Origin of the sequence: Parafrankia soli, assembly GCF_001854695.1 — a bacterium.
Taxonomy (GTDB): domain Bacteria; phylum Actinomycetota; class Actinomycetes; order Frankiales; family Frankiaceae; genus Parafrankia; species Parafrankia soli.
Genome location: NZ_MAXA01000270.1, coordinates 1 through 23,875, shown reverse-complemented (window position 1 = coordinate 23,875; position 23,875 = coordinate 1). Strand labels below are relative to the sequence as shown.

The window sequence follows — 23,875 nt, the reverse complement described above, 5'->3', positions numbered from 1 at the left end:
TCCTTACGGTCCCCGGAGTCGTCGATCACCAGCACCCCGCCTGGGTGCGCGGCAGTAGCCGGGCCGGCCTGCAGCAGCTCCACCCGCCGGTCGTTGATCTTCTCCGGGTCCCACACCGACTCGGACAGGAAGAACTGCAGCCGCTGTACCGCCGGATGCCCCGCACCCACTACCGGCTCCGCCCCGGCCAGGCAGGTCAGCGTCTTGTTCCGGTCCCGCGGGGCCAGCAGCCCGGTCAGATACTCCCGGAACCCCCGCCGCTGCCCCAACGCCGAGAACAGATCATCAAACCGGGCAGCGTAATCCTCCAACGGGCCTGGTGYCGGCGGACAGGGCAGACGTCTGGTCATGCCAGCCTCCCTCCGCTCCTGAAAGACAACCAACAGAGCAGACCTACCCGCCACAACCTTGATCCAACGAACTACCGCTAGCTCGCCGGCCCCACCTCCCCGGGTACTTGGACCAGGTCGAGACCGGCGACCGATCTTCTACCGCGGCAGGCTCGCGCGGTACCCGGCACGACGACGGCGGCCACCGCTACCTGCGGCGCCGCGCGGCTCGTTTCAGCACCGCCTGACGAGAGGCCCTTGTGACAATCCTGGACCCGACCCCGGCTCGGACCTGCACCCGCGCGGACCTGGACCTGATCGACGGCTACTGGCGGGCGGCGAACTACCTGTCCGTCGGGCAGATCTACCTGTTGGACAACCCGCTGCTACGCGAACCGCTGCGCGCCGAACACGTCAAGCGGCGGCTGCTCGGCCACTGGGGCACCACCCCGGGACTGAACCTGCTGTACGCGCACATGAACAGGGTCATCAAGGAACGCGACCTCAACGCGCTGTACGTCACCGGCCCGGGTCACGGCGGACCGGGGCTGGTCGCGAACGCCTACCTGGAGCGGACCTACAGCGAGGTCTACCCCGCCGTCAGCCGCGACGAGGAAGGGATGCGGGCGCTGTTCCGGCAGTTCTCCTTCCCCGGTGGCATCCCCAGCCACGTCGCACCCGAGACACCCGGGTCGATCCACGAGGGCGGCGAGCTCGGGTACGCGCTGGTACACGCGTACGGCGCCGCGTTCGACAACCCGGACCTGCTGGTGCTCTGCGTGGTGGGTGACGGGGAGGCCGAGACCGGACCCCTGGCCGCCAGCTGGCACTCGAACAAGTTCCTCAACCCGGTCACCGACGGCGCTGTACTGCCGGTGCTCCACCTCAACGGATACAAGATCGCCAACCCGGCGGTGCTGGCCCGCATCCCGCAGGACGAACTCGCCGCGCTGATGCGGGGCTACGGCTACGCGCCGCACTTCGTCACCGGCGACGATCCCGCCGACGTCCACCGTCAGCTCGCGGCGACCCTCGACGTCGTCCTCGACAAGATCGCAGCCATCCAGGACGACGCACGGCGGGCCAGGACCGACGGCGCGAGTCGGGGTGCGGCCACACCGACGCCGCGGGCCGCCTGGCCGATGATCGTGCTGCGCACCCCGAAGGGCTGGACCGGACCGAAACAGGTCGACGGCGTTCAGATCGAGGGCACCTGGCGGGCACATCAGGTGCCGCTCACCGCGACCCGGACCGACATCGGGCACCGCGAGCAGCTCGAACGGTGGATGCGCAGCTACCGGCCCGAGGAGCTGTTCGACGCCACCGGACAGCTCGTGCCGCAACTGCAGGCGCTCGCCCCGGCCGGCAACCGCCGGATGAGTGCGAATCCGCACGCCAACGGCGGCCGGCTGCTGCGCGACCTCGTCATGCCGGACTTCCGCGACTACGCCGTGCCGATCGACCGTCCCGCCACCGGATCGAGTTCCGCCACCGGGGTGCTGGGCGGGTTCCTGCGCGACGTCATCATCCGCAATCCCGACCGGTTCCGCCTCATGGGCCCGGACGAGACCGCCTCCAACCGGCTGTCCGCCGTGTTCGACACCACCGACCGGGCCTGGGACGCCGCGACGCTGCCCGGCGACGACCACCTGGCACCGGACGGGCGGGTGATGGAGGTGCTGTCCGAGCACCTCTGCCAGGGTTGGCTGGAGGGCTACCTGCTCACCGGCCGGCACGGGGTGTTCAACTGCTACGAAGCCTTCATCCACATCGTCGACTCGATGGTCAACCAACATGCCAAATGGCTGAAGACGACCCGTTCCATCCCGTGGCGGGCACCGATCGCGTCACTGAACTACCTGTTGACCTCGCACGTCTGGCGCCAGGACAACAACGGCTTCTCCCACCAGGACCCCGGATTCATCGACCACGTGATCAACAAGAAGGCGGAGATCGTCCGCGTCTACCTGCCGCCGGACAGCAACACCCTGCTCTCGGTCGCCGACCACTGCCTGCGCAGCCGCGACTACATCAACGTCATCGTGGCCGGCAAACAACCCGCGCTGACCTACCTGACCATGGACGAGGCGATCGACCACTGCACCCGCGGGCTGGGCGTCTGGCCCTGGGCAGGCACCACCGACGGCGAACCGGACGTCGTACTGGCCTGCGCCGGCGACATCCCCACCCTGGAGACCCTGGCCGCCGCCGACCTGCTGCGCTCCTGTCTCCCGGACCTCAAGGTCCGGGTCATCAACGTCGTGGACCTCATGCGGCTGCAGCCGGAAACCGAGCACCCGCACGGACTCCCCGACCGCGAGTTCGACGCGCTGTTCACCTCGGACAAGCCCGTGATCTTCGCGTTCCACGGCTACCCCGCGCTCGTCCACCGACTGACCTACCGGCGCACCAACCACCCCAACCTGCACGTGCGCGGCTACAAGGAGGAAGGGACCACCACCACTCCCTTCGACATGGTGATGCTCAACGACCTCGACCGCTTCCACCTGGTCATCGACGTCATCGACCGCGTCCCCTCACTCGGCAGCCGGGCCGCGGTCCTGCGGCAGCGGATGGCCGAGCGCCGCCTCGCCGCCCGCGCCCACACCCGCCAGCACGGCGAGGACGACCCCGCCATCACCGGCTGGACCTGGCCCGCCCGGTGATGGCCGCACACCTGTACCGAACGCGCAGGCCGCCCATCCGGCTGCCGCCCCGACCCGCCGGCAGGACCGACGGCCCTCGCCCGCAGGAACCGTGGCATGCCAGAAGTGCGGGCGAGGCCCTCGACACGCTCTCGGCAGGGCGGGAGGGCCTGACCGCCATCGACGTCCGGCAGCGGCTGCTGCGCTACGGCCCCAACGAACTGGATCGGCAGCAGGGCCCGTCCTGGCCGGCGGTGCTGGTCCGCCAGTTCAGAAGCCCCCTGATCTACGGCCTCGGCGTCTCCGCCGCCGTCGCGCTCGCCCTCGGCGAGATCGCGGACGGAGCCGTCGTGCTCGTCGTCGTCCTCCTCAACGCCGCGGTCGGCTTCGTGCAGGAGTACCGCGCCGGGACAGCCATCCAGGCGCTGGCCCAGTTGCTGTCCGAACCGACCACGACGCGGCGGGACGGGGACTGGACACAGGTGCCGGCCGAGCAGCTGGTGCCCGGAGACATGGTCGAGGTCGCGCCCGGAGACCGGGTGATGGCCGACCTGCGGGTGCTGGACGGGCAGGGCCTGCGCGCGGACGAGTCCGCGCTCACCGGCGAGTCGGTGCCGGTGGACAAGACGTCCCACCCGGTCCCGGTCGACGCGGAACTCGCCGACCGGTCCTCGGTGCTGCACGCGGGCACGCTGGTGAGCGCGGGCGGCGGCCAGGGCCTGGTCGTGGAGACCGGCAACCGCACCGAGCTCGGTCGTATCTCCAGGCTGCTGAACAGCGCGGACGACACCCGGACACCGCTCACCCGAAGCATCGCCAGGCTCGGAACGAACATCACCCGGGTACTCGGCGTCGTCGCGCTGATCCTGTTCGGCATCGCGCTGGCCCGCGGGTACCCCGCCGTGGACGCGACACTCGCCGCGGTCACCTTCGCCGTCGGGGCCATCCCGGAGGGCCTGCCCGCGATCGTCACCATCGCCCTCGCGGTCGGAGTCCGACGGATGGCCCGACGCAACGCGATCGTGCGTGAGCTGCCCGCGGTCGAGACCCTCGGCTCCACCAGCGTCGTGTGCACCGACAAGACCGGCACACTCACCTGCAACGAGATGACGGTCCGCCGCGCCTGGAGCCCGGCCGGAGAGGCCGAGTTCGACGGAGTCGGCTACGCCGCCGACGGACGCGTCCGGCAGGACGGCTGTTCCGTCCCGGTGCTGGGCGCATCCCTGCTGCGCCTGCTCGAGGCCGCAGTGCTGGCCAACGAGGGTCGACTCGTCGGGCAGGGCGCCGACCGGCAGGTGCTGGGCGACCCGACCGACGGGGCGCTGCTCGTCGCCGCCGAACGCGCGGGGCTCGTCCCCGCCGAGACGATCCGTACCTGGCCACGGCGCGGACTGCTGCCCTTCGACTCCGGCCGCCAGTACATGGCCAGTGCGCACGACAGCGCGACCGGACCGGTGGTCTACCTCAAAGGCGCACCCGAGGTTGTGGGGCTCCAGAATCCCGATTTGGCCTGTGAGCTGGCCTTTTGTGGTTGATGCGATCTTCTGCGGGAGGTGTCAGGCGGCGTTGCGGTATTCGTTGATCATGCTGCCGAGGATGCGTGTGCGACGGATGGTGGAATCCGGCGTCGGGGCGACTGCAGGCGGCAAGTCGGGTGGGTGCTGGCCGAGGGAGCGGTGGGGCCGGTGAGTGTTGAAATGCTCGACGTAGCCGGTAAGTACCGAGGTCAGGTGCCGTTCGGAGACGATCAGTAGTCGGTCGGTGCATTCGCGGCGGGCGGTGCCGATCCGGCGTTCCGCGATCGTGTTCGCCTGCGGGGCTTGTGGTGGTGTGCGTACCACGTCGATGCCGGCCCCGGCGAAGACGGCGTCGAAGGAAGCCGTGAATTTCGTGTCGCGGTCACGGAGGAGGAACCGGAACCGGTGGCCACGCTCGTCGAGGTCCATCAGCAGGTTCCGTGCCTGCTGGGTGACCCAGGCCGCGGTTGGATGCTTCGTGACCCCGAGGGCGTGGACACGGCGGGTGGCGTGTTCGACGACGAAGGACACGTAGATCTGTTGCAGGAACGCGGTGTCGACGGTGAAGAAGTCGCAGGCCAGCAGGCCGGAGGCCTGGGCGCGCAGGAACGTGCGCCAGGAGGTGTCGGCCCGGCGGGGTGCGGGGTCGATGCCGGTGCGGTGCAGGATCCGCCAGACGGTGGCGACCCCGACCGGGTGGCCCAACTCGATCAGTTCGCCGTGGATCCGGCGGTGGCCCCAGGTCGGGTTCTCCTGCGCGAGGCGCAGAACCAGCTCGCGGATCTCCCGGCGGACCGGCGGCCGCCCGGGGGTCTTGCGTGGGTAGGTCCATTTTCGGGCGAGGAGGTCGCGGTGCCAGCGCAGCACGGTGGCGGGGGTGACGAAGAACGAGCCCCCGCGGGCTCGGGGCAGCAGCTGAGACAGGGCTGCGAGGATCATCCGATCCTTCGGTTCCAGGACCGGGCGGTGGACCTGCCGTCGCAGCACCGCCACCTGGTGTCGTAGGACGAGGAGCTCCACGTCTTTCGCGGTGTCGCCGCGCACGCGGAGCAACATCAGTCCGAGAGCGTTGCGCGTCAGGGTGTAGAGCAGCGACCACACCACGACATCCAGCCTGCCCGACGCGGGCCCCGTCCGGCAGACAAACATGCAGGTCACCGTCCAAATCTGGGTTCTGGAGCCCCACAGGTGCGGCCGGGTCCAGCGGCGGTGGACCAGGGGGCGGTGCCAGCGCAGGATCGTTTCCGGGCGGACCAGCAGGATCGGCCGGGACGCCCGCGGGAGCAGCCATGTCAGTCCGGCGAGGATCGCGCGATCGGCCCAGCAGAACCGGGGCCGGGGCACCTGGCGGCGTAGCACGGCGAGTTCGTGGTGGTGTCCTGGTCAAGGGCACGTGTAGCCGGTAGGGGTATAGGTGTCCGATCGCCTCCGGGGGAAGGCCTATCGATCATCGGGTGAGACAGAAGCCCTGGTCAGGTCCTGCGGACGAGTTTCGGGCACCCACAACTCATCTCGACTGGTCCGTCGAGGACGCGGAGGCTGCCGTTCAGTTACCTATCCATCGGTAGAGGTATTCGGGTCGTCCACCGCTTCCGTAGCGTTGGGATCGGTTCACCAGGCGTTGGTTCGTGAGCCGTTCGAGGTAGCGGCGCGCGGTGACGCGGGAGATGCCGACCGCGGCTGCCACCCCGGCTGCGGTCAGGTCCGCGGTGCCGGGTTTGGCGGCAGCTCTGCTGAGGTAGGCGACAACCGCGTCGAGGGTTTCTACCGACAGACCTTTCGGCTGGTGGACGGTGTCGGATTCAGCGCTTCGTAGTGTGGCCAGGGCTCGGTCCACGTCTCGCTGGCCGAGGACGTCGGCATCCGTGTGCGCGGTGATCTGGGTTCGGTAGGCTGCGTAGCGCTCGAGGCGGTCACGGAACACCGTGAAGGTGAACGGTTTGACGATGTACTGGACCACACCGTATGAGACCGCCGAGCGGACGGTGGGCAGGTCGCGTGCCGACGTTACGGCGATGACGTCGAGCGGCGCGCCGCCGCCGCGCAGGGCGCGGCAGATGTCGAGCCCGCCGATGTCGGGTAAGCGGAAGTCGAGCAGGACAAGATCGACGTTGCCCAGGCTGGCGAGGTGAAGGGCGTGACGGCCGCTGATGGCCACGTCGGTGACGACGAACCCGGGCAGCTTTTCGACGTAGCTGCGGTGGGCGTCGGCGATGACCTGGTCGTCATCGACGACGAGTGTGCGAATCGGCGCGCCGGGTCGGCTCATCATCGCGTGGGCAACCTCATCGGGCCGGAGTCATCGCCGTGGACATGTCGACGCTCCCGTGTTGCCGAGGGATGCGGACAGTGAACACCGCACCGCCGTCGCGACCCACCTCGATCTGGCCGCCGTGGCGCCGGACGACTTGCCGGACCAGGGCGAGCCCGAGACCTCGCCCGCGTGCTGCCTCGCCCGTTGACGTGCTCGTCTTGGTGGTCCAGCCGCGTTCGAACGCCGCCGCGGCCTGTGTCGGATCGAGGCCATGACCTGTGTCAGAGACCCGGACCGTCAGGCCGTCGGGCTCGGTACGCACCGAGACCGTCACCCGCCTCGGGGCCTCTCCTGCGACTGCGGCCTCGATTGCGTTGTCGATGAGGTTGCCGATGACCGTCACCAGCTCAGCCGCCTCGACGTCGAAGACCTCGAACCGGGTGTCGTCGGTGACGACGAGTTCCACGCCGCGCTCGGCCGCCTGGGCGGTCTTACCGAGCAGCAGGGCCGCCAGGACCGGCTCGTCGACGGCGGTCAGCATCCGGTCAGCGAGCTGCTGTGAGCCAGCGAGCCCGGCGGTGGCGAACTCGACGGCCTCGTCCAGCCGATCGAGCTGCATCAGGGTGACCACGATATGAAGCTGGTTCGCGGCTTCGTGGCTCTGGGCACGCAACGCATCCGCCATGCCCCGGACCGCGTCGAGTTCGCCGGTCAGCGCTTGGAGTTCGGTGGTGTCCCGGATCGTCGCGACACTGCCGAGCGGTTTCCCGTCGCGGACGGTGGGTTTCTGATTGACCGCGAGCATCCGGTCGCCGGCCAGCAGCACGGTGTCCTCGGCTGGACGACCACTGCCGAGTAGGTCCAGCGCCGCCGGATCAAGGCCGAGTTCCGCGACCGGCCGCCCATGGGCGTCCGACGGGAGGCCGAGGAGCCGGCGGGCCTCGTTATTGGCCAGGAGCACCCGAGCCTGGTCATCGACGATGAGAACCCCTTCCCGAACAGCGTGCAGCACGGTGTCGTGATGTTCGTACATCCTGGTGATCTCTACCGGGCCGAGGCCGCGAGTCTGCCGCCGAAGGCGGCGGTTGACCAGCACCGTGCCGCCCACCGCTAGCGTGACGGCAGCCAGTCCGGCAACCAGGAGTACCGGGAGTTGCCGGCCGGCCGTCTGGCTGACGTTCTCGACGGTGATGCCTGCGGCGACCAGAGCGGCAATCTTCCCATCGCTGGCGGTGACCGGCACGACCGCGCGTACTGACGGGCCCAACGTTCCCGAGTAGGTCTCGGTGACCACCTCGCCTCGTACCGCTGGTTCGGTGTGTCCGAGGAAGCGCTGGCCGATTCGGGTCGGGTCAGGGTGGGTGTACCGGATCCCGACCGGATTCATCACGACGAGGAAGTCGACCCCGGTCCGGGCTCGGGTGGCCTCGGCCAGCGGCTGCAGCGAAGCGCTCGGATCGGCCGAGCTCAGGGCCGCGACCATCCCTGGAGCATGGGCGAAGGTCTCCGCGACCGCGACGGCGAGATCGCGTGCTTGGTGTTCCGCCGTGCGACGGGCCTGTAGCACCGAGGCGGCAACCGCAGCCACCACGAGGAGTATGACCACCGCGACCTGCAGGACGAGCACCTGGCCCGCGATGCTGCGCCGGCTCAGCCGCGTGCCGCGACCGCCGCCGGGGTCGTCCGCACCACCGGGTGTTGTGGCCATCGGCCCAGTGTGCCGGCCGGGACCAGTTGGCACCAGACGCCGTGAACAGTACGACCAAAACCGTGACCCATGATCGTGAACRCAGCCACTGTAACGCCACCACACGGGGCGGGCACACGGAACCGCCCGGCTAGGAGGCTCGCATGACCACGTTATCGGCCCCGTCGCGGACGGGACCCGCACGCCGACGCTGGTACCGGCAGCTTTACGTCTGGGTGCTGGCGGGGATCGTCRCCGGAATCTTAGTGGGCCACTTCTCCCCAGGAGTCGGTGTCGACCTTCAGCCACTCGGCGCGACTTTCGTCGACGCCATCAAAATGATCATCGCTCCCATCGTGTTCTGCACAGTGGTCGGCGGCATCGCGCAGGTCGACAACCTGCGCAAGGTAGGCCGGGTGGGGCTGAAGGCGTTCACCTACTTTGAGCTCGTCACCACCGCCGCGCTGGTGCTCGGGCTCATCGTGATGAACGTGCTGCGTCCCGGTGACGGCGTCAACGCCGACCCGGACACGCTGTCGGTCAATGAGACCGTCGGCGGGTACATCGCACAGGGCGAGTCAAAGGGCTGGGGCGATCACCTGGCAGACGTTGTACCGGACAGCGTGGTCGGCGCGTTCGCCGAGGGCAAGGTGCTCCAAGTACTGTTCTTCGCCGTACTATTCGGCATCGCACTGAACCTCACCGGCAAGCAAGGTGTCGCAATCGCCGGCGGAATCGAGCGGGTCGGCCGCACCATGTTCCAGGTACTCCGGTTCATCATGTACGCGGCGCCAGTCGGCGCGTTCGGCGCCATGGCCTTCACTATCGGCAAGTACGGAATCGACACCCTCACCAGCCTCGGAAAGCTTGTCGCGGTCTTCTACGGCACGTCCCTGTTCTTCATTGTCGTTGTGCTCGGCACGATTGCTGCAGCCATCGGCGTGAACATCTTCAAGCTGCTGCGATACATCCGAGAGGAACTCCTGATCGTCCTTGGGACATCGTCCTCCGAGTCCGTCCTTCCGCAAATCATGACAAAACTGGAGAGACTCGGAGCGCCACGCCAGGTCGTGGGTCTCACAGTTCCTACCGGATACTCTTTCAACCTGGACGGGACCTGCATCTACCTGACGCTCGCCAGTCTGTACCTCGCCCAGGCGGTCGGCGTCGACCTCTCCCTCGGCGAGCAGCTCACCATCATCGGTGTGCTGCTACTGACCTCCAAAGGCGCTGCCGGGGTCACCGGCTCCGGCTTCATCGTGCTCGCGGCGACGCTGTCGACCGTCGGGACAATTCCGGTCGCCGCCATCATGCTGATCTTCGGGGTCGACAAGTTTATGTCGGAGTGCCGGGCGCTCACCAACGTCTGTGGCAACACCCTCGCCACCCTCGTCGTCGCGAACTGGGAAGGCGTCCTCGACAAGGAGCAGATGCGAAAGGCGCTGAACGCGGGTCCGGACTACACACCGGACGTCACCGACAGGCTCGACGTGCCGGAGACGATCGAGACCGGGGAGCTACTTGAGGCACCGGCGCAGGCCCAACCCACTCTGGTCGGCGGTAACCGCTAACCGACAGGCCGGGCGGGAGACGTAGCCGTGCGCCGGCAGCGGCACTGTCGCGTCGATGGGTCCGACGCGGCGCTGACCATCACACTCACCGCCCTCACAGTCAGCACGTCTGAGCTGTCGATCCGACACGTGCGCTGACATCCGCCGATAGCTGATCCTTCCGCCCGGCCGTACCACCGCCGTCACCGAAGGTCCACCACCATGGTCACAGGCCCCGCAAACCCTGTCCTTGCCTTGTGGGGCTCCAGAACCCCGATTTGGGCGGTTACCTGCGTATTTGCCTGCCGGATGGTGTGGGGTGCCAGAAGTCGGCCTGGGCCTGTGAGCAGGGATGACCTGCGGTTTGACCACCGCCATGATCGTCACGTGCCGGAAGTGACGGGTTGTGGTCCGCACCGGCCTGCGGATCTCCTCAGCCGCGTAGGAGAGCCGCTCCTGCCGAGGCGGGTGACGACGGCACCCGCTGTGGGCCGGCTAAAGAAGGCCAGGTTAACGCCGGTGGCCGAGTTCTGGCACCCCACAGGCAGCGCATCACCAGCCAGCAGCCCCGGCTCTTCGCCCACTGGGCATGGGCCGCAGGATCCTGGTGGACAGGATGACAGGAGCCCGGTGACGAGAGATCGTCACGCCGGGATCTGTGGGAGCCCGGGGGTGAGATCCCCCCGGGCTACCCGACCCACGTTGCTACCCGCGTGGTCGGCTGCCGGCCATCATGGGTAGACCATCGACAGCGGCGCGAGCACAGCCACCTCGAAACGGGAATTGAAGGTCATGATGGGCGATACCAGCCGACTCGACGCAATCGCTGCCCGCCTGCTCACCGCGGAGCGCGCCAACCGTGGCGTCCGACACCTGGCCAACGCGGCGGTCGAAATCGGAGAGACGGTGGACACCGCCGGCGCTGTCGTCATCCTTTCCGAGTACCGCCAGGCGTACCGCGAGGTGCATGACGTGCTCACTAACGGTGACCCGGTCGATATCGTTTACCTGGCCTCACGGCTCGACCCATCCTGACCCAGTCTTCCAGGTTTACCTGCGTCGGCACTGTTGTGTCGTGAGGTAGACGCGCATGCTGGGGTCCGGCCGGCCGGCGGTCAGATGGCGTRGGTGAGCTCGGTGTCGATCATAACCGGGAATGTTCGGGACAACCCTCTCCAGAGGGTCGAGCCGCACATTGCCGGGCCTGCTTGAAATCATTTTTCGGGGCCCGGTCAAATGAGCGCGCATTGAGCGCTCGTGAAATTCTGAAATCGAATGCCGATCGGTTAGGTTCTCCAACCAGGCAGGTCAAAGCAATTTTGATCAACTGGAGACGCGGTCTATGACCATCATTCGAGCTGGTTAAAAGCCGGTTGCTCCGCAAATTGAGCAACCTGGCATACCTCCTGCGCGGATCCACCGTCGACCCTGTACTGGGAAGATGCATGCGCGTTGTGCGCGCGGACGTTCCGGTGCGGCCCGACATTCGCGGTGGCCATGTGGCGGTGGGTCACGGCGCGCGTCACCTACGAGCTCCGCGAGATCGGCCGGTGTGGCGAACGAACACCGGCCGATCACCGTCCTCATTTCTGGGAGTGCCTGGAATGGGCTGGCTGGGCGACGCCGAGTTGGGGCGCCCGTCCGGTTCTCTATCCTCATGTCGGTCCAGCGAAGTGATTGAACAGCGGGCAGCATCCCACCATGCAATCCCGGTCATCGTGGCCGCGTCGTTCCCGCTACCCAAGCGCACCGCCCAACGCGGACGTCCGGGCTGGTGGTCGGGGCCATGGCCTGCTGGCCCCGACACTTGGTGTCATCCCGGGGTCGTGGCCCGCGCCCCGTGCGCGGACGCACGACGGCGAGGCCGCGCGTTTCTGCTGGTAGACAGCCTGTCCCTGCGGTCAGGGATGGTGATCGTGGGGCCGGGGATGGTGGGGTAGCGGTTCGCATTGTGCACGGTTCTGTCCATTGAGGACGACATCACGGTGGTCGCGCAGGCGGCATCCGGGCCGGAGGCGCTGGTGACGGCCCGGCTCCACCGCCCCGACGTCGCGCTGCTCGACCTGCAGATGCCCGGCCTGGACGGCATTGCTGTCGCCCAGGCGCTGCACGCCGACCTGCCCGCGTGCGCCAACGTGATCGTGACCAGCCACGGGCGGCCCGGCTATCTCAGGCGGGCGCTCGCCGCCGGAGCGCGCGGCTTCCTGCCCAAGACCGTGTCCGTGCAGGTGCTCGCCGACGTGGTGCGGGTGGTGCACGGCGGCGGCCGGTACGTGGACCCGGAGCTGGCGGCCGAGGCGATCGCGGCCGGGGACAGCCCGCTGACGCCGCGCGAGGCGGAGGTGCTGGAGCTGGCCGCTGGCGGCGCGCCGGTGGAGGAGATCGCGGCACGGGTGTCGCTGTCGCGGGGCACCGTGCGCAACTATCTGTCGTCGGCGGTCGCAAGCTGGGCGCGGTCAACCGGCACGAGGCCGTCCAGCTCGCCCGCGTCCGCGGCTGGATCTGACCGGAGGCGGCCCCGCGAGGGATCATGCCCGCGCCGGCGGGCCTACTCGCGGACGCCGGCCAGCTCGGCGGGGCGGCGACGCAGCAGCAGCGCGGCCGGGATCACGCTGGCCAGCACGGCCGTGACCAGGCAGGTCAGGACGATCCCGGCGAGCGGAGCCCAGGGCACGGCCAGCGGCACGGACGGCGCGATGTCGGCCAGGCCGTGGTGGGCACCGAGCGCCGTGACCGCCGTGACGACCGCGGCCAGCAGCACCCCGATGCAGGTCACCAGCACCGCCTCGGTGCCGACCACCCACAGCACCTGACGGCGGGTGGCACCGGCGAGCCGGATGGTCGCGAACTCCCATGCGCGGTCCCGGGTCGCCATCACGAGGGTGTTGGCGATCGCGATGCCGGTGTAGACGAGCGACAGGCCGAGCATGGCGACCGACGCCTGCCGGTTCACCCGTGCCTCCTCCTCGCCCGCCGCCGAGAGGTAGCTCCCGGTGTCGACCACCGTTCCGGCACCGGCGGCGGCCGCCGCGCGTACCTGTTCCAACGACGCGTCCGGTGCCAGCCGCAGGTAGACGACGTCGGCCACCGGGAGGGCGTGGCGGTCGCGCAGCCGCGACGGCAGCAGGACGGTCTCCGAGAGGTCGAGCTGCCTCTCGAAGACGGCCACCACCCGCAGCCGTGCCGGCGTCGAGTCACCGAGCCACAGCTCGGCCGTCTCGCCGAGCTCCCAGCGACCCTCCGGAACGGCGACCGTGTCGGTGCCGGCGAGGTCGGCCAGCGATCCCGCGACCAGGGGGACGTCGAGTACGGCGGCGAGGTCCGCGCCCGACGCGTAGTAGCCGGTCCAGCCCTCCGGCTCGTCGCCGTCCCGAACGTAGACCCGGCTCTCGGTGACGGGAACGGCGGCACTCACCCCGGGGACCTCGCGCAGGGCGGCGACGCTCGCGTCGGGCAGCCCCTTCCCGGTGAGGGGGATGGTGAGTGCCTCGGCCGTGATCCGCTCCCGTGCCGCGTTCTGCGTCGCCGCCTGCAGGGTGCCGAGCCCGGTCAGGGTGGAGCCGGCAATCCCGACGGTCACCAGGATCGGCGCCGCGGTCGCCGCGGTGCGCAGCACGGCCGCCCGCGCGCCATGGCCGGCGAGCAGGCCCACCGCCCCCGACGACCCCGACAGCGGGGCACTGAGCAGCGACACCAGCGGTGGCACCACGAGCGGAGCGAACATCGCGCAGGCGACGATCAGGAACAGCGCCGTGATTATGATGAGCGCGACGGCGTCCGCGCTCGGGTTCGCCACCAGCACCGCGACCAGCGGCACGCAGCAGCCGAGAGCGAGCAGGCCGGCCAGCGCGCGCGCCGTCGTCATCGGCCGGCGGTCCACCGCCGCGTCGCGCAGCGCCTCGACCGGGCGCACCCGCCCCGCTCGCCGCGCCGCCACCCAGGCACCGAGCAGGGCCACGCCCAGCCCGGTCCCGAACGCGGCGGCCACCGGCCAGAAGACGAACCGGGCGGTGAAGTCGCTGGGCACGAACCCGGTGCGGGCCAGGCGCGCGGCGAAGTCCGGGGCGATCGCGGCTCCCAGGGCACCGCCGGCCAGCGAGGCGAGCACGCCGACGGTGAGGGCCTCGCCGAGCACGATCCGAAAGACCTGGCGTGGCGTGGCGCCGGCGGCCCGCAGCAGGCCGAACTCATGGCGCCGGGCCGTCACGGCGTAGGCGAACGTCCCGGAGACCACGAAGATCGACACGAAGCCGGCGAGCCCCGTGGTGGCGGCGAGCAGGGCGACCGCCTCCGTCCGCCGCTCGGCGTCGGGGTCCGGCTCGGCTCGGCGCCGGTCGTCGCCGGTGAGCACCTGAACGGAGCCGTCCTCGAGCGCGGTGTCGCCGACGACGGCGCGGGCGGCGTCGGCCAACGACATGACGGCGGGTGTGCTGGCGCCGGCCGGGCCGGTGCCCGGCGCGTTCAGCGCGACCGCCGCGACGCGGCCGTCGGCGAGCTCCTCGGCAACGGCGTCGGCGGTGTACAGCGCCGCCGGGGCGTCGGTGCGCAGCACGCCGCTGACCACGAAGCGCTCCACGCCGCGCCCGGTGACGACGGTGATCTCGGCTCCGGGACGGTGGGCGGTCGGGGCGCTGAGCACGACGTCCCGAGCACCACGGGGCGGCCCGCCCGCGACCCACCCGTAGGCGTGCAGGGCGGCGGCCGACCACGGGCGGACGGTGTCACCGGGCGCTCCGGGCGCCGTCGCGTACGCCGCGAAGTCCAGCACCAGGGAAGCGTCCAGGCCGGCCAGACGGTCGCGCAGGCCGCTCGGCAGCCCGCGCGCGGTGGCGGTACGCAGCGAGGCCGTCTCCCGGTCCTCGCCTGAACCGGTGGTGACACTGACAGTGCCGCCACCTGCCACGACCACGTCGGCATCGACGTACCAGGTCGGGCGGCCCCCGCCGCCCCCGACGCTGCTCACGAGGGTCAGCGCCATCGCGGCCAGCAGCGCCACGCCGAGCGTCAGCGCGACGAATGTGCCCACCAGGCTGCCCTTGCGGGCGCGGACGGTGTGCCAGACCAGCCGGATCATGGCCGCTCACCCACCGGCCCGGTCAGACGCCCGCTCGGCGGCTCACCCGCTCTGGCGCGCGTCACGGCCGCTGCCGTGGCCTCGGCCGGCTCGCCGGCTCGGCCGCGGGCTCGAGGCCGGCCAGCCGGGCGGCGACCGTCCGCGGAGTCGGATCGCGCAGCTCGCCCGCGGGCCGACCGTCGGCCAGGAACACCACCCGGTCCGCGTGGGAGGCGGCGACCGGGTCGTGCGTCACCATCACGATGGTCTGACCGTCCCGGTCGACCAGTCCGCGCAGCAACGTCAGCACCTCGCGGCCGGTCGTCGAGTCCAGCGCGCCGGTGGGCTCGTCGGCGAACAGCACCGACGGACGGGTCACCAGCGCCCGCGCGATCGCCACCCGCTGCTGCTGGCCGCCCGACAGCTCCGCCGGCCGACGCCGGCCCCGGTCGGCCAGGCCCACCGCCTCGAGCACCTCCCGGACCTCGCGCCGGCGCGGCCGTCGTCCGGCCAGCCGCAGTGGCAATGCCACGTTCAGCTCGGCGGTCAGGGACGGCACCAGGTTGAAGGCCTGGAAGACGAAGCCGACCCGGTCCCGGCGCAGCACGGTCAGCGCGTTCTCGCTCAGCCGGGCCAGGTTCTCGCCGTCGAGGAAGACCTCGCCCGCCGTCGGCCGGTCCAGACCCGCCGCGCACTGCAGCAGCGTCGACTTGCCCGAGCCCGACGGACCCATCACCGCGGTGAAGGTGCCGCGGACGAAGGCGAGAGTGACGTCGTCGAGCGCTGTCACGGCGGCGGTCCGTCGGCCGTAGACCTTGCTGACGCCGCGCAGCGCCACCGCCGCCGTCATGCCGACACCTCCCGCCGGGTGAGGAACCACTGGGCGACGAGCAGGTTCGGCACCCAGCACAGGAACGGCACGACGTGGTAGGCCCGGTCGAACGCGACGTCGGCGTCGGTGCCCGCCAGCCCGGTCTGCGTGGCGATCAGCACCCCCAGCCACAGCCGCAGGGTCACCGCGGCATAGGTCAGGGCGAACGCCCGCAGCGCCCAGCGCCGGTGGGCGGGGACGTCGCGGTGGCGGATGGCCCGCCACGCCGCGACGGCGAAGCTCACCCACAACAGCGCCAGCAGACCGAAGCCGGCGGTGCCGACCGGACCCGCGAGGTTCACCGACGCCAGCACGGCTCCCGCGACCCCGGCGACCAGGATGGCGCTGAGCGTGATCCGTCCGGCCGTCCGATGCAGCCTGGGTGCTCGGGCTCTCCCCGCGCGGAGAGCTGGACAGGCGAGAGCAGCAGGGCAAGTCCCCCGAACGCGACGTGCAGGTAGAACGCGATCTGGATCGGCGTCGGCCGGTCGACGTAGTTCAGCGCCAGGTCGCTGTCCTGCTCGGCCAGGGCCGTCAGGGACGTTGTCAGGTAGGGAAGCGGGGCGAACAGCGCGATGGCCACCGCGCTGAGCGCAAACCACCAGGCGGCGGCGTGGCCCCGGCCGCGGGCGGGGCCGGTGGAAGAGGCCAGGGTGGACATCGGGTGCCTCCGGGACGGGTTCAGGGGGCGAGCTCTGAGCAGGCTTGGAGCGGCTCGGGGCAGCTCTGGGGGAGGGGCGGACAGGCTGTGGACCGGGCTGGCCGTGGCGGTCTGCCCGCGCTGGGCGACCAGCGCCTCGGTCAGGGTCGCCGGGCGGGGGACCGGGGGTCGACACCCTGGCGGGTCGTATCGGCCCGCGTCTGGTCACCCTCGGCGTCACCCGCGCGGGTGACGCCGGCTGCCCGGCCTGGGGATGGCGTCACGGCCGCGAAGCCGGTCACGATGGGCTGTGTCCTCGGCCATGGTCGCTTCCGACGTCCTGTCCGTCCCGCCCGGCCCGCTGCCCCGGGAGGGCGCCGCCTCGCCCGGAGCCCGTCCGGGCCATCCGCTGTGGCGCGCGCGCCCGTACCGGGCCGACGTCTGGCTGGCGATCGGCCTGGCGGTCGCGACGATCACGGTGACACTGGTCTCGTCCGGTCGGGCGCCCTACCACCCGCCGGACGCGGTCACGGCCGCGCTGGCCACGGTGTCCGCGCTGGCGCTGGCCTGGCGGCAGGCCGCGCCGCTCGCCGCGATGGCGGTGACGTCGACGATCGTCGCGGTCAACGCCGCGGCCGGCTACGCCGTCGTGGCCGTCCAGTGGCCAGCGTGGCTGGCCCTGTTCGGCTGCTTCTCGGTGGGCGGCCGTGGTGTCCGGATCGCCAGCACCGCGCTGTGCGTCATGGCCGTCGGCGGCTACGCCCTCTTCGACCGCGGTGCCCTGACGGTCGAGGACATGGCCGGGATCACGATGTCCTTCCTCATCGCGACGGTCGGCGGCGACGCCGCGCGCAGCCGCCGCGCGGTCGCCGCGGCGCAGCACGCCCAGGTCCGCGGCGAGGCACGGGAGCAGGCGCTGGCCGCCGAGCGCCTGCTGCACGAGGAAAGAGGCCGGCTGGCGGGCGAGCTGCACGACGCGCTGGGCCACACCGTGAACGTGATGGTGTTGCAGGCGGGCGCCCAAGGACTGGCGGCGCTCGCCGACCGGATCCGCGCCACCGGGCGGGAGGTGGACCTCGACGCCGAACCCGTCGACCTGTCGGCGGGCAGCGAGCGGGTGCTGTACCGGATCGTGCGGGAGGCGCTGACCAACGCCGTCCGGCACACCGACACGGGACGGATCCGCGTTCGGGTCAGCCGGGTCGCCGACCAGATCCGGGTCGAGGTGTTCAACGAGGGCGCCGGGTTCGCCTCCCCGGTGCCGGGCCGGGGGCTGATCGGCATGCGGGAGCGGGCCCGGCTCGAGGGCGGGTCGTTCGAGGCCGGACCCGTCGAGGGCGGCTTCCGGGTGCTGGCCACCCTCCCGACGCACCCGGCCACCGGCTCGTGATCACCGTGCTGCTGGCCGACGACGACGGCCTGGTGCGCAGCGGGCTGCGGGCGTTGCTGGACGCCGAGCCGGACATCTGTGTCGCCGCCGAGGCGGCCACCGGAGAGGAGGCGGTGCTGGCGGCACGCAGCTACCGGCCCGACGTCGTGCTCATGGACGTGCGCATGCCCCGTCGGGACGGCGTCTGGGCGACGTCCCAGATCACCAGCTGGCCGCATCCCCGGCCGCGGGTCCTGGTGCTGACCACCTTCGACGTCGACAAGGTGGTCGAGGACGCCCTCGCCGCCGGCGCCGACGGCTTCCTGCTCAAGCGGGCCACCCCTGAGCAGCTGATCGACGGCATCCGGGTGGTCGCCGCGGGCGACGCGCTGGTCGCCCCCGCGGTGACCCGCCGGCTGCTGGCCACGCTCGCCCGCCGTCGCGTGCCCGACCGCGAGCTGCTGACGCGGGCCGACCAGCTGACCGACCGGGAGGCGGAGGTGCTGCGGGCACTGRCCGAGGGCAGGTCGAACACCGAGATCGCGGCCGTCCTGAACCTGTCGGTCGAGACGGTCCGCACCCACGTCAAGCGGATCCTCAGCAAGCTGGGTGTCCGGGACCGAACCCAGGCGGTGGTGTGGGCGTACCGCGCCGGGTTCGTCGACATGACGGCCCCCGGCCCCTGACTCGCACCCCGCCCACCTTCCCCCGGTGACCTGGGCCATCCCGGCTTCGAGCGGTTCAGGCACCGGATCACCATCGCCGGTGAGGTGCCCGTCGGTGTCGACGGCCGCCCGTCGCAGCCCCGCGAAGGTTGTGGGGTGCCAGAAGTCGGCTTGGGCCTGTGACCTGGGCTGACGCGGCGGAGCAGGCTGCCGGCATGATGGTCGACTATGTCCATCCGCCTGCTCTATCTGATCTTCCTTCGGGTGTGCGGCTGGCTGGTCCTCCTCGGTCGTTCGTCAGCGGCGAAGGACATCGAGCTGCTCGTGTTGCGGCACGAGGTCGCGGTGCTGCGCCGTACCCAGCCCAAGCCCCGGTGGGACTGGGCGGACCGGGCGGTCCTCGCCACACTCATCCGGCTCCTGCCCACGACGCTGCGAGCGCACCGGCTGGTCACCCCCGGCACCGCCCTGCGGTGGCACCGCCGTCTGATCACACGGAAATGGACCCATCCGCAGCGGACGGGACGACCACCGATCAGCACGGAGATCGCCACCCTCATCAAACGGCTCGCGACCGAGAACACGACGTGGGGGTACCAGCGAATCCAGGGCGAGCTCCTCAAGCTCGGCCACCGGGTGAGCGCCTCCACGATCCGCCGGGTCCTGAAGACCCTCGGGTTGCCACCAGCGCCCAGGCGGCAGATCGACACGACGTGGCGGCAGTTCCTGCGCACCCAGGCCTCGACCATGCTGGCCGTCGACTTCTTCCATATGGACTGCGCCGTGACGCTGCGGCGGTTGTACTGCTTCTTCGTCCTGGAGGCCGGCTCCCGCACCGTCCACATCCTCGGGGTCACCGCCCACCCCGACGGACCGTGGACCACCCAACAAGCCCGGAACCTCCTCATGGACCTCGGCGACCGGACGGCCGACTTCCAGTTCCTGGCCCGCGACCGGGCCGGGCAGTTCACCGCGTCGTTCGACGCGGTCCTCGCCGACGCCGGCATCACCGCCGTCACGATCCCACCCCGAACCCCGCGGGCGAACGCCTACGCCGAACGGTTCGTCCGCACCGTCCGGACCAAGGTCACCGACCGGATACTGATCTTCGGCGAGCGGCATCTGCGTACCATCCTGGCCGAGTACACGACCCACTACAACGGACGACGACCCCACCGCGGCCGCGACCTTCAACCACCACGGCCCGACCACCCCATCGCAGACCTGACAGGAACGGATAAAACGCCAGCCTGTCCTCGGCGGCCTGATCAACGAATACGAACGAGCCGCCTAAAACCCCAGGACACCACCGGTGACCGAGTTCTAACACCCACAGGTTGCGGACACGCCCGCAGGAACCGACGAGGATGGCGACGACGCGTTCGGTATTGGCCTTGGCGGTCCAACGTACAGATTGCCGTCGCCGTCTCAGCGTGCCTCGGCGTGGCCCCGCCGAGCCGGCCCGAGGACAGGCGGGCATAGATTCAGGCTGTGCCAATACGCGATCTTGCCTACACCGTGTACGCCCGTCGGCTCCGCGCGTCGCTCAAGGGAGCCGAGCTACCGAGGCACGTCGGCCTGATCATGGACGGCAACCGCCGCTGGGCCCGCCAGATGGGGATGGCCAATCCCAGCCTCGGCCACAAGTTCGGCGCCGATCATGTCGAGGACGTGCTGTCGTGGTGCGAGGCGGCCGGTATCAAGCACGTGACCGTCTTCGTCTGCTCCACCGAGAACCTGGCCCACCGCGAGGATGCCGAGATCGCGTTCCTCATGCGGGTCATCGAGCAGGTTGTCTCCGACAAGATCGCGACTCCCGATCCGGCGTGGCAGATGCACATCGCGGGGCTGCTCGACGCGCTGCCGGACAGCACGGCCCGCGCGCTCAAGAACGCCGAGGAGGTCACCCGATCCTGCTCGACGGGGGCGCACGTCACCCTCGCCGTGGGGTACGGCGGCCGGCAGGAGGTCGTCGACGCGTTCCGGGCCCTCCTGCACGAGCAGGCCGAGAYGGGTGGCTCGCTGGCCGACCTGGCCGAGACCCTCACCGCCGAGGACGTCGCCCGCCACCTCTACACGGCCGGCCAGCCCGACCCCGACCTGGTCATCCGCACCAGCGGCGAGCAGCGCATGTCGAACTTCCTGCTCTGGCAGAGCGCGTACTCCGAGCTGTACTTCTGCGAGGCGTACTGGCCCGCGTTCCGCGAGATCGACTTCCTGCGGGCGCTGCGCAGCTACGCCGCCCGTGGCCGTCGCCACGGCGCCTAACCTGGTGGCTTTCCGACGGCCTGCCGACTCTGCCGCCGGCTCGCCGTCCGGTGCCACCGCCGGCGCGTGAAAACTCCAGGAGGACGACGCGCTGCGCGAGCAGCTCATCGTCGCGTGGGTCGACGGGCATGACGGGCCGGACGGTCTACCAGTTCCGCCACATCGAACTGCAACGCCGCCTTGCCAGCCGATGACCAGCCCACCGACAGCCAAATCCGGCCGCAGCAGCACGGCCCCACTGCCATGGCACCGGCCGACCCAAGATGCCACACAGCCGTCGTCCACGACCAGCCGATCAACGGCCGCGGCAGCCGTACCAGCCTTCCGACGACAGCTCAGGACCGTTCACCGGCAAGCCAGGATCGAAAGATCACTGGACGTGTCGATGTCCAAACCGCGTATCCCAAGATTTCAGTATCCAGCTCACGGCGCTGACCTACTGAAATGTTCGGCTGCGGTTGACACCTACACCACCACCGACCTCGCACCACCACCAGCCCCTCGGATGCGGCGCTGACCGCCGTCTACTACGCCACCGCCCAGATCGGCAACCGGGGAGCCGGTAGGAAGAGCGAGTTCTGCCTGGTGGGTGTCGCGGTGGGTGTCGACACCGACGACGGCGTCGACGAGTTCTGCCAGCATGGGCAACGGCCTGGTCCCTTCCTCGCGGGGGACGGGTCAACGTCGGCACCGGCTTGGGTGGAGTCACCGAGCGGCACATCTGTGACGGGTCACGCCCACGACGGCGGACAGGCTTCTGATCAGGCCAACTGGTGGGCCAGGCCGGTGCCGGCGACCACGACGGACAGGCCAAACGAAAGGCACGCCGCAGCGGCCGGATCCGTAGCGAGTCACGCCGGAGTCACCGGCACCGAGCCTGAGGGCACTCCACCCGGAAGCGCCGCAGCGACACACTCACAGATCCGTTCCTTGGTCAGGTMTGCGACGGGGCGGTCGGGCCGTGGTGGTTGAAGGTCGCGGCCGCGGTGGGGTCGTCGTCCGTTGTGGTGGGCTGCGTACTCGGCCAGGACGGTACGCAGGTGCCGTTCACCGACGATCAGCATGCGGTCGGTGACCTCGGTCCGAACGGTGCGGCTGCCGCGCCGTCGCCACGGGCCCAGGCCGACTTCTGGCACCCCACAGGGTGCCTGGCATCGACTCGGTGGCCGAGTCGACGTGGGATGCGTGGCTGGGCCAGGAGGAGGGGCGCAGCCGGGCGGAGACACGGATCCTCTACGACGCGCGGATCGCCCCGGCCGACACCCGCCTCGACGACGAGGCATCGCTGGTGGCCGCGCTCGAGCACGTCTACGCCGACTGCCCCTGGCAGGACCTGCGGCCGATCATCAACCGGATCTGGTCGCTGAACGCCCGCCCCGATGAGTCGAAGCGGAAGTACCTCAACCGGCCCACCGCCGCCGAGGATGCCTGGACCACGCCATCGCCCAGGCGAACGGACTACCTGTGCCGTGAGCGGGGACGGCGCTTGCTCAGTCCTGCCGGCCCTTGGGGGTCGGGTCCGCTGCCCACCACTGGTGGTCGAACCGGGCAGCCATGCCTGGTTCCCGGACGGTTCTCCCGGCCGAGCATGAGGCGGGGGCTCTCGCGTACTACGGGCGGATGCGGGGACGTGCAACCTCGACAGGACTGAGGAGGCGCCGTCCCTATGAGCATCGCTGTGCTCGTCATGACCGACGGTCGAGACGAGCACCTTGACCGCGCCGTGCAGTCGGCCAGCTGGCACCTCGGTGGACCCATCACGGAATGGTTCATGCACGACGACTCTGGCGACGATGACCACCGTGCCCAGCTCGCCAAGCGGTACCCGCAGTTCGTCCAGCTGGGTATCGGCCCGCGGCGCGGTTTCGGTGGCGCCATCAACTGGGCCTGGAGCGTCCTCAGCATTAACCGGGCCCTCGACTTCGCCTTCTACATCGAAGACGACTTCGTCTTCCACGTCGAAGACGACTTCATCTTCCATCAGCCCGTCGACCTAGGCGCCATGGCCGATGTGCTCACCAGCCGGCCCCACCTCGCCCAACTCGCACTCCGCCGACAGCCATGGAACGACGCCGAGCGGGCCGCCGGCGGGATCGTCGAGCAGCACCCCGACGACTACGTCGAGCAGACCGACGAGGACGGCAACGCCTGGCTCGAGCACCGCCGGTTCTTCACCACGAACCCGTGCCTGTACCCGCGGGAACTGTGCTCGGCCGGCTGGCCGGCTGGGCCCGACTCCGAGGGCCGGTTCGGCCTCCGACTACTCGAGCGCGGCCTGCCCTGGGGTGTCTCCGGGGCGGACGTCCGCATGGGCTTCTGGGGTGCACGGGACAGCGGCGAATGGGTGGAACACATCGGCGTCCAGCGTGCTGGAACCGGCTACTGAAGGGGATGCCATGAAAAAGATCGCTCTCATTCTCGCTGTCATCGCAGCCTGCCTGGCCGTAGGCATCGTGGCAGCGCGAGCCAGACCACCGGCGTGCTCACCCTCTCCGTGACCCGCCGAGCAAACGCGCAGGTCACCGCTCGAATCGGGGTTCTGGAGCCCCACAGGGTCTGGTTCGGGCTGGCCGTCCCGATCGCGCTCGTGGCGAGCGTGGGGCTGGCGCTGCGCCAGCCAGCCGGTCACCGGCGGCGGCGCGCCGTACACGGGGCGATCGTCGCCGGACTTGCCGCGAGCGACATGGCCATCTGGGTGCTGGGCGGCGGCTTCTTCTGGCCGGTCTGGTCGCTGCTGGCGCTGATCGGCTCGTTCGTGGCGCACGCCTGGGTCGCGGCGCTCGCTCCGTCGGCCCGCGGCACCCGTCCCGCCGCTCTGACCGCGGGAAAGTAAGCGTCCCGCGGCCGCTGCCGCCCGCCGGTCCGAACGGCCGCCGAACCACACCGGTCCGGCGGCCGTTCGCCGATATCGAAGCCTCGCCCGCCCAAGCCTTCTAGTGCGCTGTCTGTGAACGTCTGCCGGGTGAGGTGTGGCGATCTCGGTTTGCGGTGATGCGCAGGTATCTGCTCCTGCTCGTGGGAGGGGTC

19 protein-coding genes and 2 pseudogenes are annotated in these 23,875 nt (G+C 70.4%); 12 read left to right on the top strand and 9 right to left on the bottom strand.

Annotated features, from left to right (window positions below):
* The coding region (locus tag BBK14_RS32415) for a transposase (protein ID WP_198541496.1) at positions 1-350 on the bottom strand (350 nt) is incomplete at its 3' end.
* A gap of 239 nt (positions 351-589) precedes the next feature.
* Here BBK14_RS32415 and BBK14_RS32410 point away from each other — a divergent pair.
* Positions 590-2,995: a phosphoketolase family protein gene (locus tag BBK14_RS32410; RefSeq protein WP_198541495.1), complete on the top strand. Its 2,406-nt coding sequence runs from the start codon at positions 590-592 to the stop codon at positions 2,993-2,995.
* Entirely contained in the window at positions 2,995-4,509 is a 1,515-nt protein-coding gene (locus BBK14_RS32405; protein WP_083391405.1) for a cation-translocating P-type ATPase, read from the top strand. Before BBK14_RS32410 ends, BBK14_RS32405 begins: the two co-directional genes overlap by 1 nt.
* A 21-nt stretch (positions 4,510-4,530) precedes the next feature.
* Here BBK14_RS32405 and BBK14_RS32400 read toward each other — a convergent pair whose 3' ends face one another.
* The 3 genes from BBK14_RS32400 to BBK14_RS32390 form a co-directional block, all read right to left on the bottom strand.
* Complete coding sequence (locus tag BBK14_RS32400) at positions 4,531-5,640, bottom strand: integrase core domain-containing protein (protein ID WP_198541497.1); 1,110 nt, start codon at positions 5,638-5,640, stop codon at positions 4,531-4,533.
* A gap of 397 nt (positions 5,641-6,037) precedes the next feature.
* On the bottom strand, positions 6,038-6,763 hold the full coding sequence (locus BBK14_RS32395) for a response regulator (protein ID WP_071066955.1): 726 nt from the start codon (positions 6,761-6,763) through the stop codon (positions 6,038-6,040).
* Between the two features lie 13 nt (positions 6,764-6,776).
* Positions 6,777-8,453 carry an ATP-binding protein gene (locus tag BBK14_RS32390; RefSeq protein WP_071066954.1) on the bottom strand — a complete coding sequence of 559 codons (1,677 nt, stop codon included), beginning with the start codon at positions 8,451-8,453 and terminating at the stop codon, positions 6,777-6,779.
* 143 nt (positions 8,454-8,596) lie between these two features.
* Here BBK14_RS32390 and dctA point away from each other — a divergent pair, with 143 nt between their 5' ends.
* From dctA to BBK14_RS36320, 3 genes and pseudogenes are all read left to right on the top strand, one after another.
* The gene (gene dctA / locus BBK14_RS32385; protein WP_071066953.1) at positions 8,597-10,003 is read left to right on the top strand and encodes a C4-dicarboxylate transporter DctA; all 1,407 of its coding nucleotides are present in this window, start codon (positions 8,597-8,599) and stop codon (positions 10,001-10,003) included.
* A 771-nt stretch (positions 10,004-10,774) separates the two neighbouring features.
* Positions 10,775-11,017, top strand: a complete 243-nt coding sequence (locus tag BBK14_RS32380) for a hypothetical protein (RefSeq protein WP_241832028.1) — start codon at positions 10,775-10,777, stop codon at positions 11,015-11,017.
* Positions 11,018-11,967: 950 nt separating this feature from the next.
* Positions 11,968-12,366: pseudogene (locus BBK14_RS36320) on the top strand (response regulator); the annotation flags it as partial.
* Positions 12,367-12,530: 164 nt separating this feature from the next.
* Here the strand turns inward: BBK14_RS36320 and BBK14_RS32370 are convergent.
* From BBK14_RS32370 to BBK14_RS41050, 4 genes are all read right to left on the bottom strand, one after another.
* Complete coding sequence (locus tag BBK14_RS32370; protein WP_071066950.1) at positions 12,531-15,056, bottom strand: FtsX-like permease family protein; 2,526 nt, start codon at positions 15,054-15,056, stop codon at positions 12,531-12,533.
* A 61-nt stretch (positions 15,057-15,117) separates the two neighbouring features.
* Positions 15,118-15,885 carry an ABC transporter ATP-binding protein gene (locus tag BBK14_RS32365; protein ID WP_083391404.1) on the bottom strand — a complete coding sequence of 256 codons (768 nt, stop codon included), beginning with the start codon at positions 15,883-15,885 and terminating at the stop codon, positions 15,118-15,120.
* Positions 15,882-16,244 carry a DUF2306 domain-containing protein gene (locus tag BBK14_RS41055; RefSeq protein ID WP_241832029.1) on the bottom strand — a complete coding sequence of 121 codons (363 nt, stop codon included), beginning with the start codon at positions 16,242-16,244 and terminating at the stop codon, positions 15,882-15,884. The genes BBK14_RS32365 and BBK14_RS41055 overlap by 4 nt, the downstream gene beginning before the upstream one ends.
* A complete protein-coding gene (locus tag BBK14_RS41050) occupies positions 16,205-16,567 on the bottom strand; it encodes a hypothetical protein (protein ID WP_241832030.1) in 363 nt (120 codons plus the stop codon). The genes BBK14_RS41055 and BBK14_RS41050 overlap by 40 nt, the downstream gene beginning before the upstream one ends.
* 289 nt (positions 16,568-16,856) lie before the next feature.
* Between BBK14_RS41050 and BBK14_RS32355 the strand changes: the two genes are divergently transcribed.
* The 4 genes and pseudogenes from BBK14_RS32355 to uppS all read left to right on the top strand — a co-directional run bounded on the left by BBK14_RS32355 (position 16,857) and on the right by uppS (position 20,848).
* Positions 16,857-17,936, top strand: a complete 1,080-nt coding sequence (locus BBK14_RS32355; protein ID WP_241832027.1) for a sensor histidine kinase — start codon at positions 16,857-16,859, stop codon at positions 17,934-17,936.
* The gene (locus tag BBK14_RS32350; protein WP_071066947.1) at positions 17,933-18,601 is read left to right on the top strand and encodes a response regulator; all 669 of its coding nucleotides are present in this window, start codon (positions 17,933-17,935) and stop codon (positions 18,599-18,601) included. The genes BBK14_RS32355 and BBK14_RS32350 overlap by 4 nt, the downstream gene beginning before the upstream one ends.
* Positions 18,602-18,808: 207 nt before the next feature.
* Positions 18,809-19,874 (top strand): annotated as a pseudogene (locus BBK14_RS32345) (integrase core domain-containing protein).
* Positions 19,875-20,071: 197 nt separating this feature from the next.
* Positions 20,072-20,848: a polyprenyl diphosphate synthase gene (uppS, locus tag BBK14_RS32340; RefSeq protein WP_071066946.1), complete on the top strand. Its 777-nt coding sequence runs from the start codon at positions 20,072-20,074 to the stop codon at positions 20,846-20,848.
* Between the two features lie 465 nt (positions 20,849-21,313).
* Here uppS and BBK14_RS37930 read toward each other — a convergent pair whose 3' ends face one another.
* Positions 21,314-21,496 (bottom strand): hypothetical protein, encoded by a 183-nt coding sequence (locus BBK14_RS37930; protein ID WP_131802482.1) that lies wholly within the window; start codon positions 21,494-21,496, stop codon positions 21,314-21,316.
* 514 nt (positions 21,497-22,010) lie between these two features.
* Here BBK14_RS37930 and BBK14_RS39245 point away from each other — a divergent pair.
* The 3 genes from BBK14_RS39245 (at position 22,011) to BBK14_RS32320 (ending at position 23,681) form a co-directional block, all read left to right on the top strand.
* On the top strand, positions 22,011-22,499 hold the full coding sequence (locus BBK14_RS39245) for a hypothetical protein (RefSeq protein ID WP_198541494.1): 489 nt from the start codon (positions 22,011-22,013) through the stop codon (positions 22,497-22,499).
* A gap of 15 nt (positions 22,500-22,514) precedes the next feature.
* Positions 22,515-23,234 carry a glycosyltransferase family 2 protein gene (locus tag BBK14_RS32325; RefSeq protein ID WP_071066944.1) on the top strand — a complete coding sequence of 240 codons (720 nt, stop codon included), beginning with the start codon at positions 22,515-22,517 and terminating at the stop codon, positions 23,232-23,234.
* A gap of 93 nt (positions 23,235-23,327) precedes the next feature.
* Positions 23,328-23,681 carry a hypothetical protein gene (locus tag BBK14_RS32320; protein ID WP_071066943.1) on the top strand — a complete coding sequence of 118 codons (354 nt, stop codon included), beginning with the start codon at positions 23,328-23,330 and terminating at the stop codon, positions 23,679-23,681.
* The last annotated feature ends 194 nt before the right edge of the window (positions 23,682-23,875 follow it).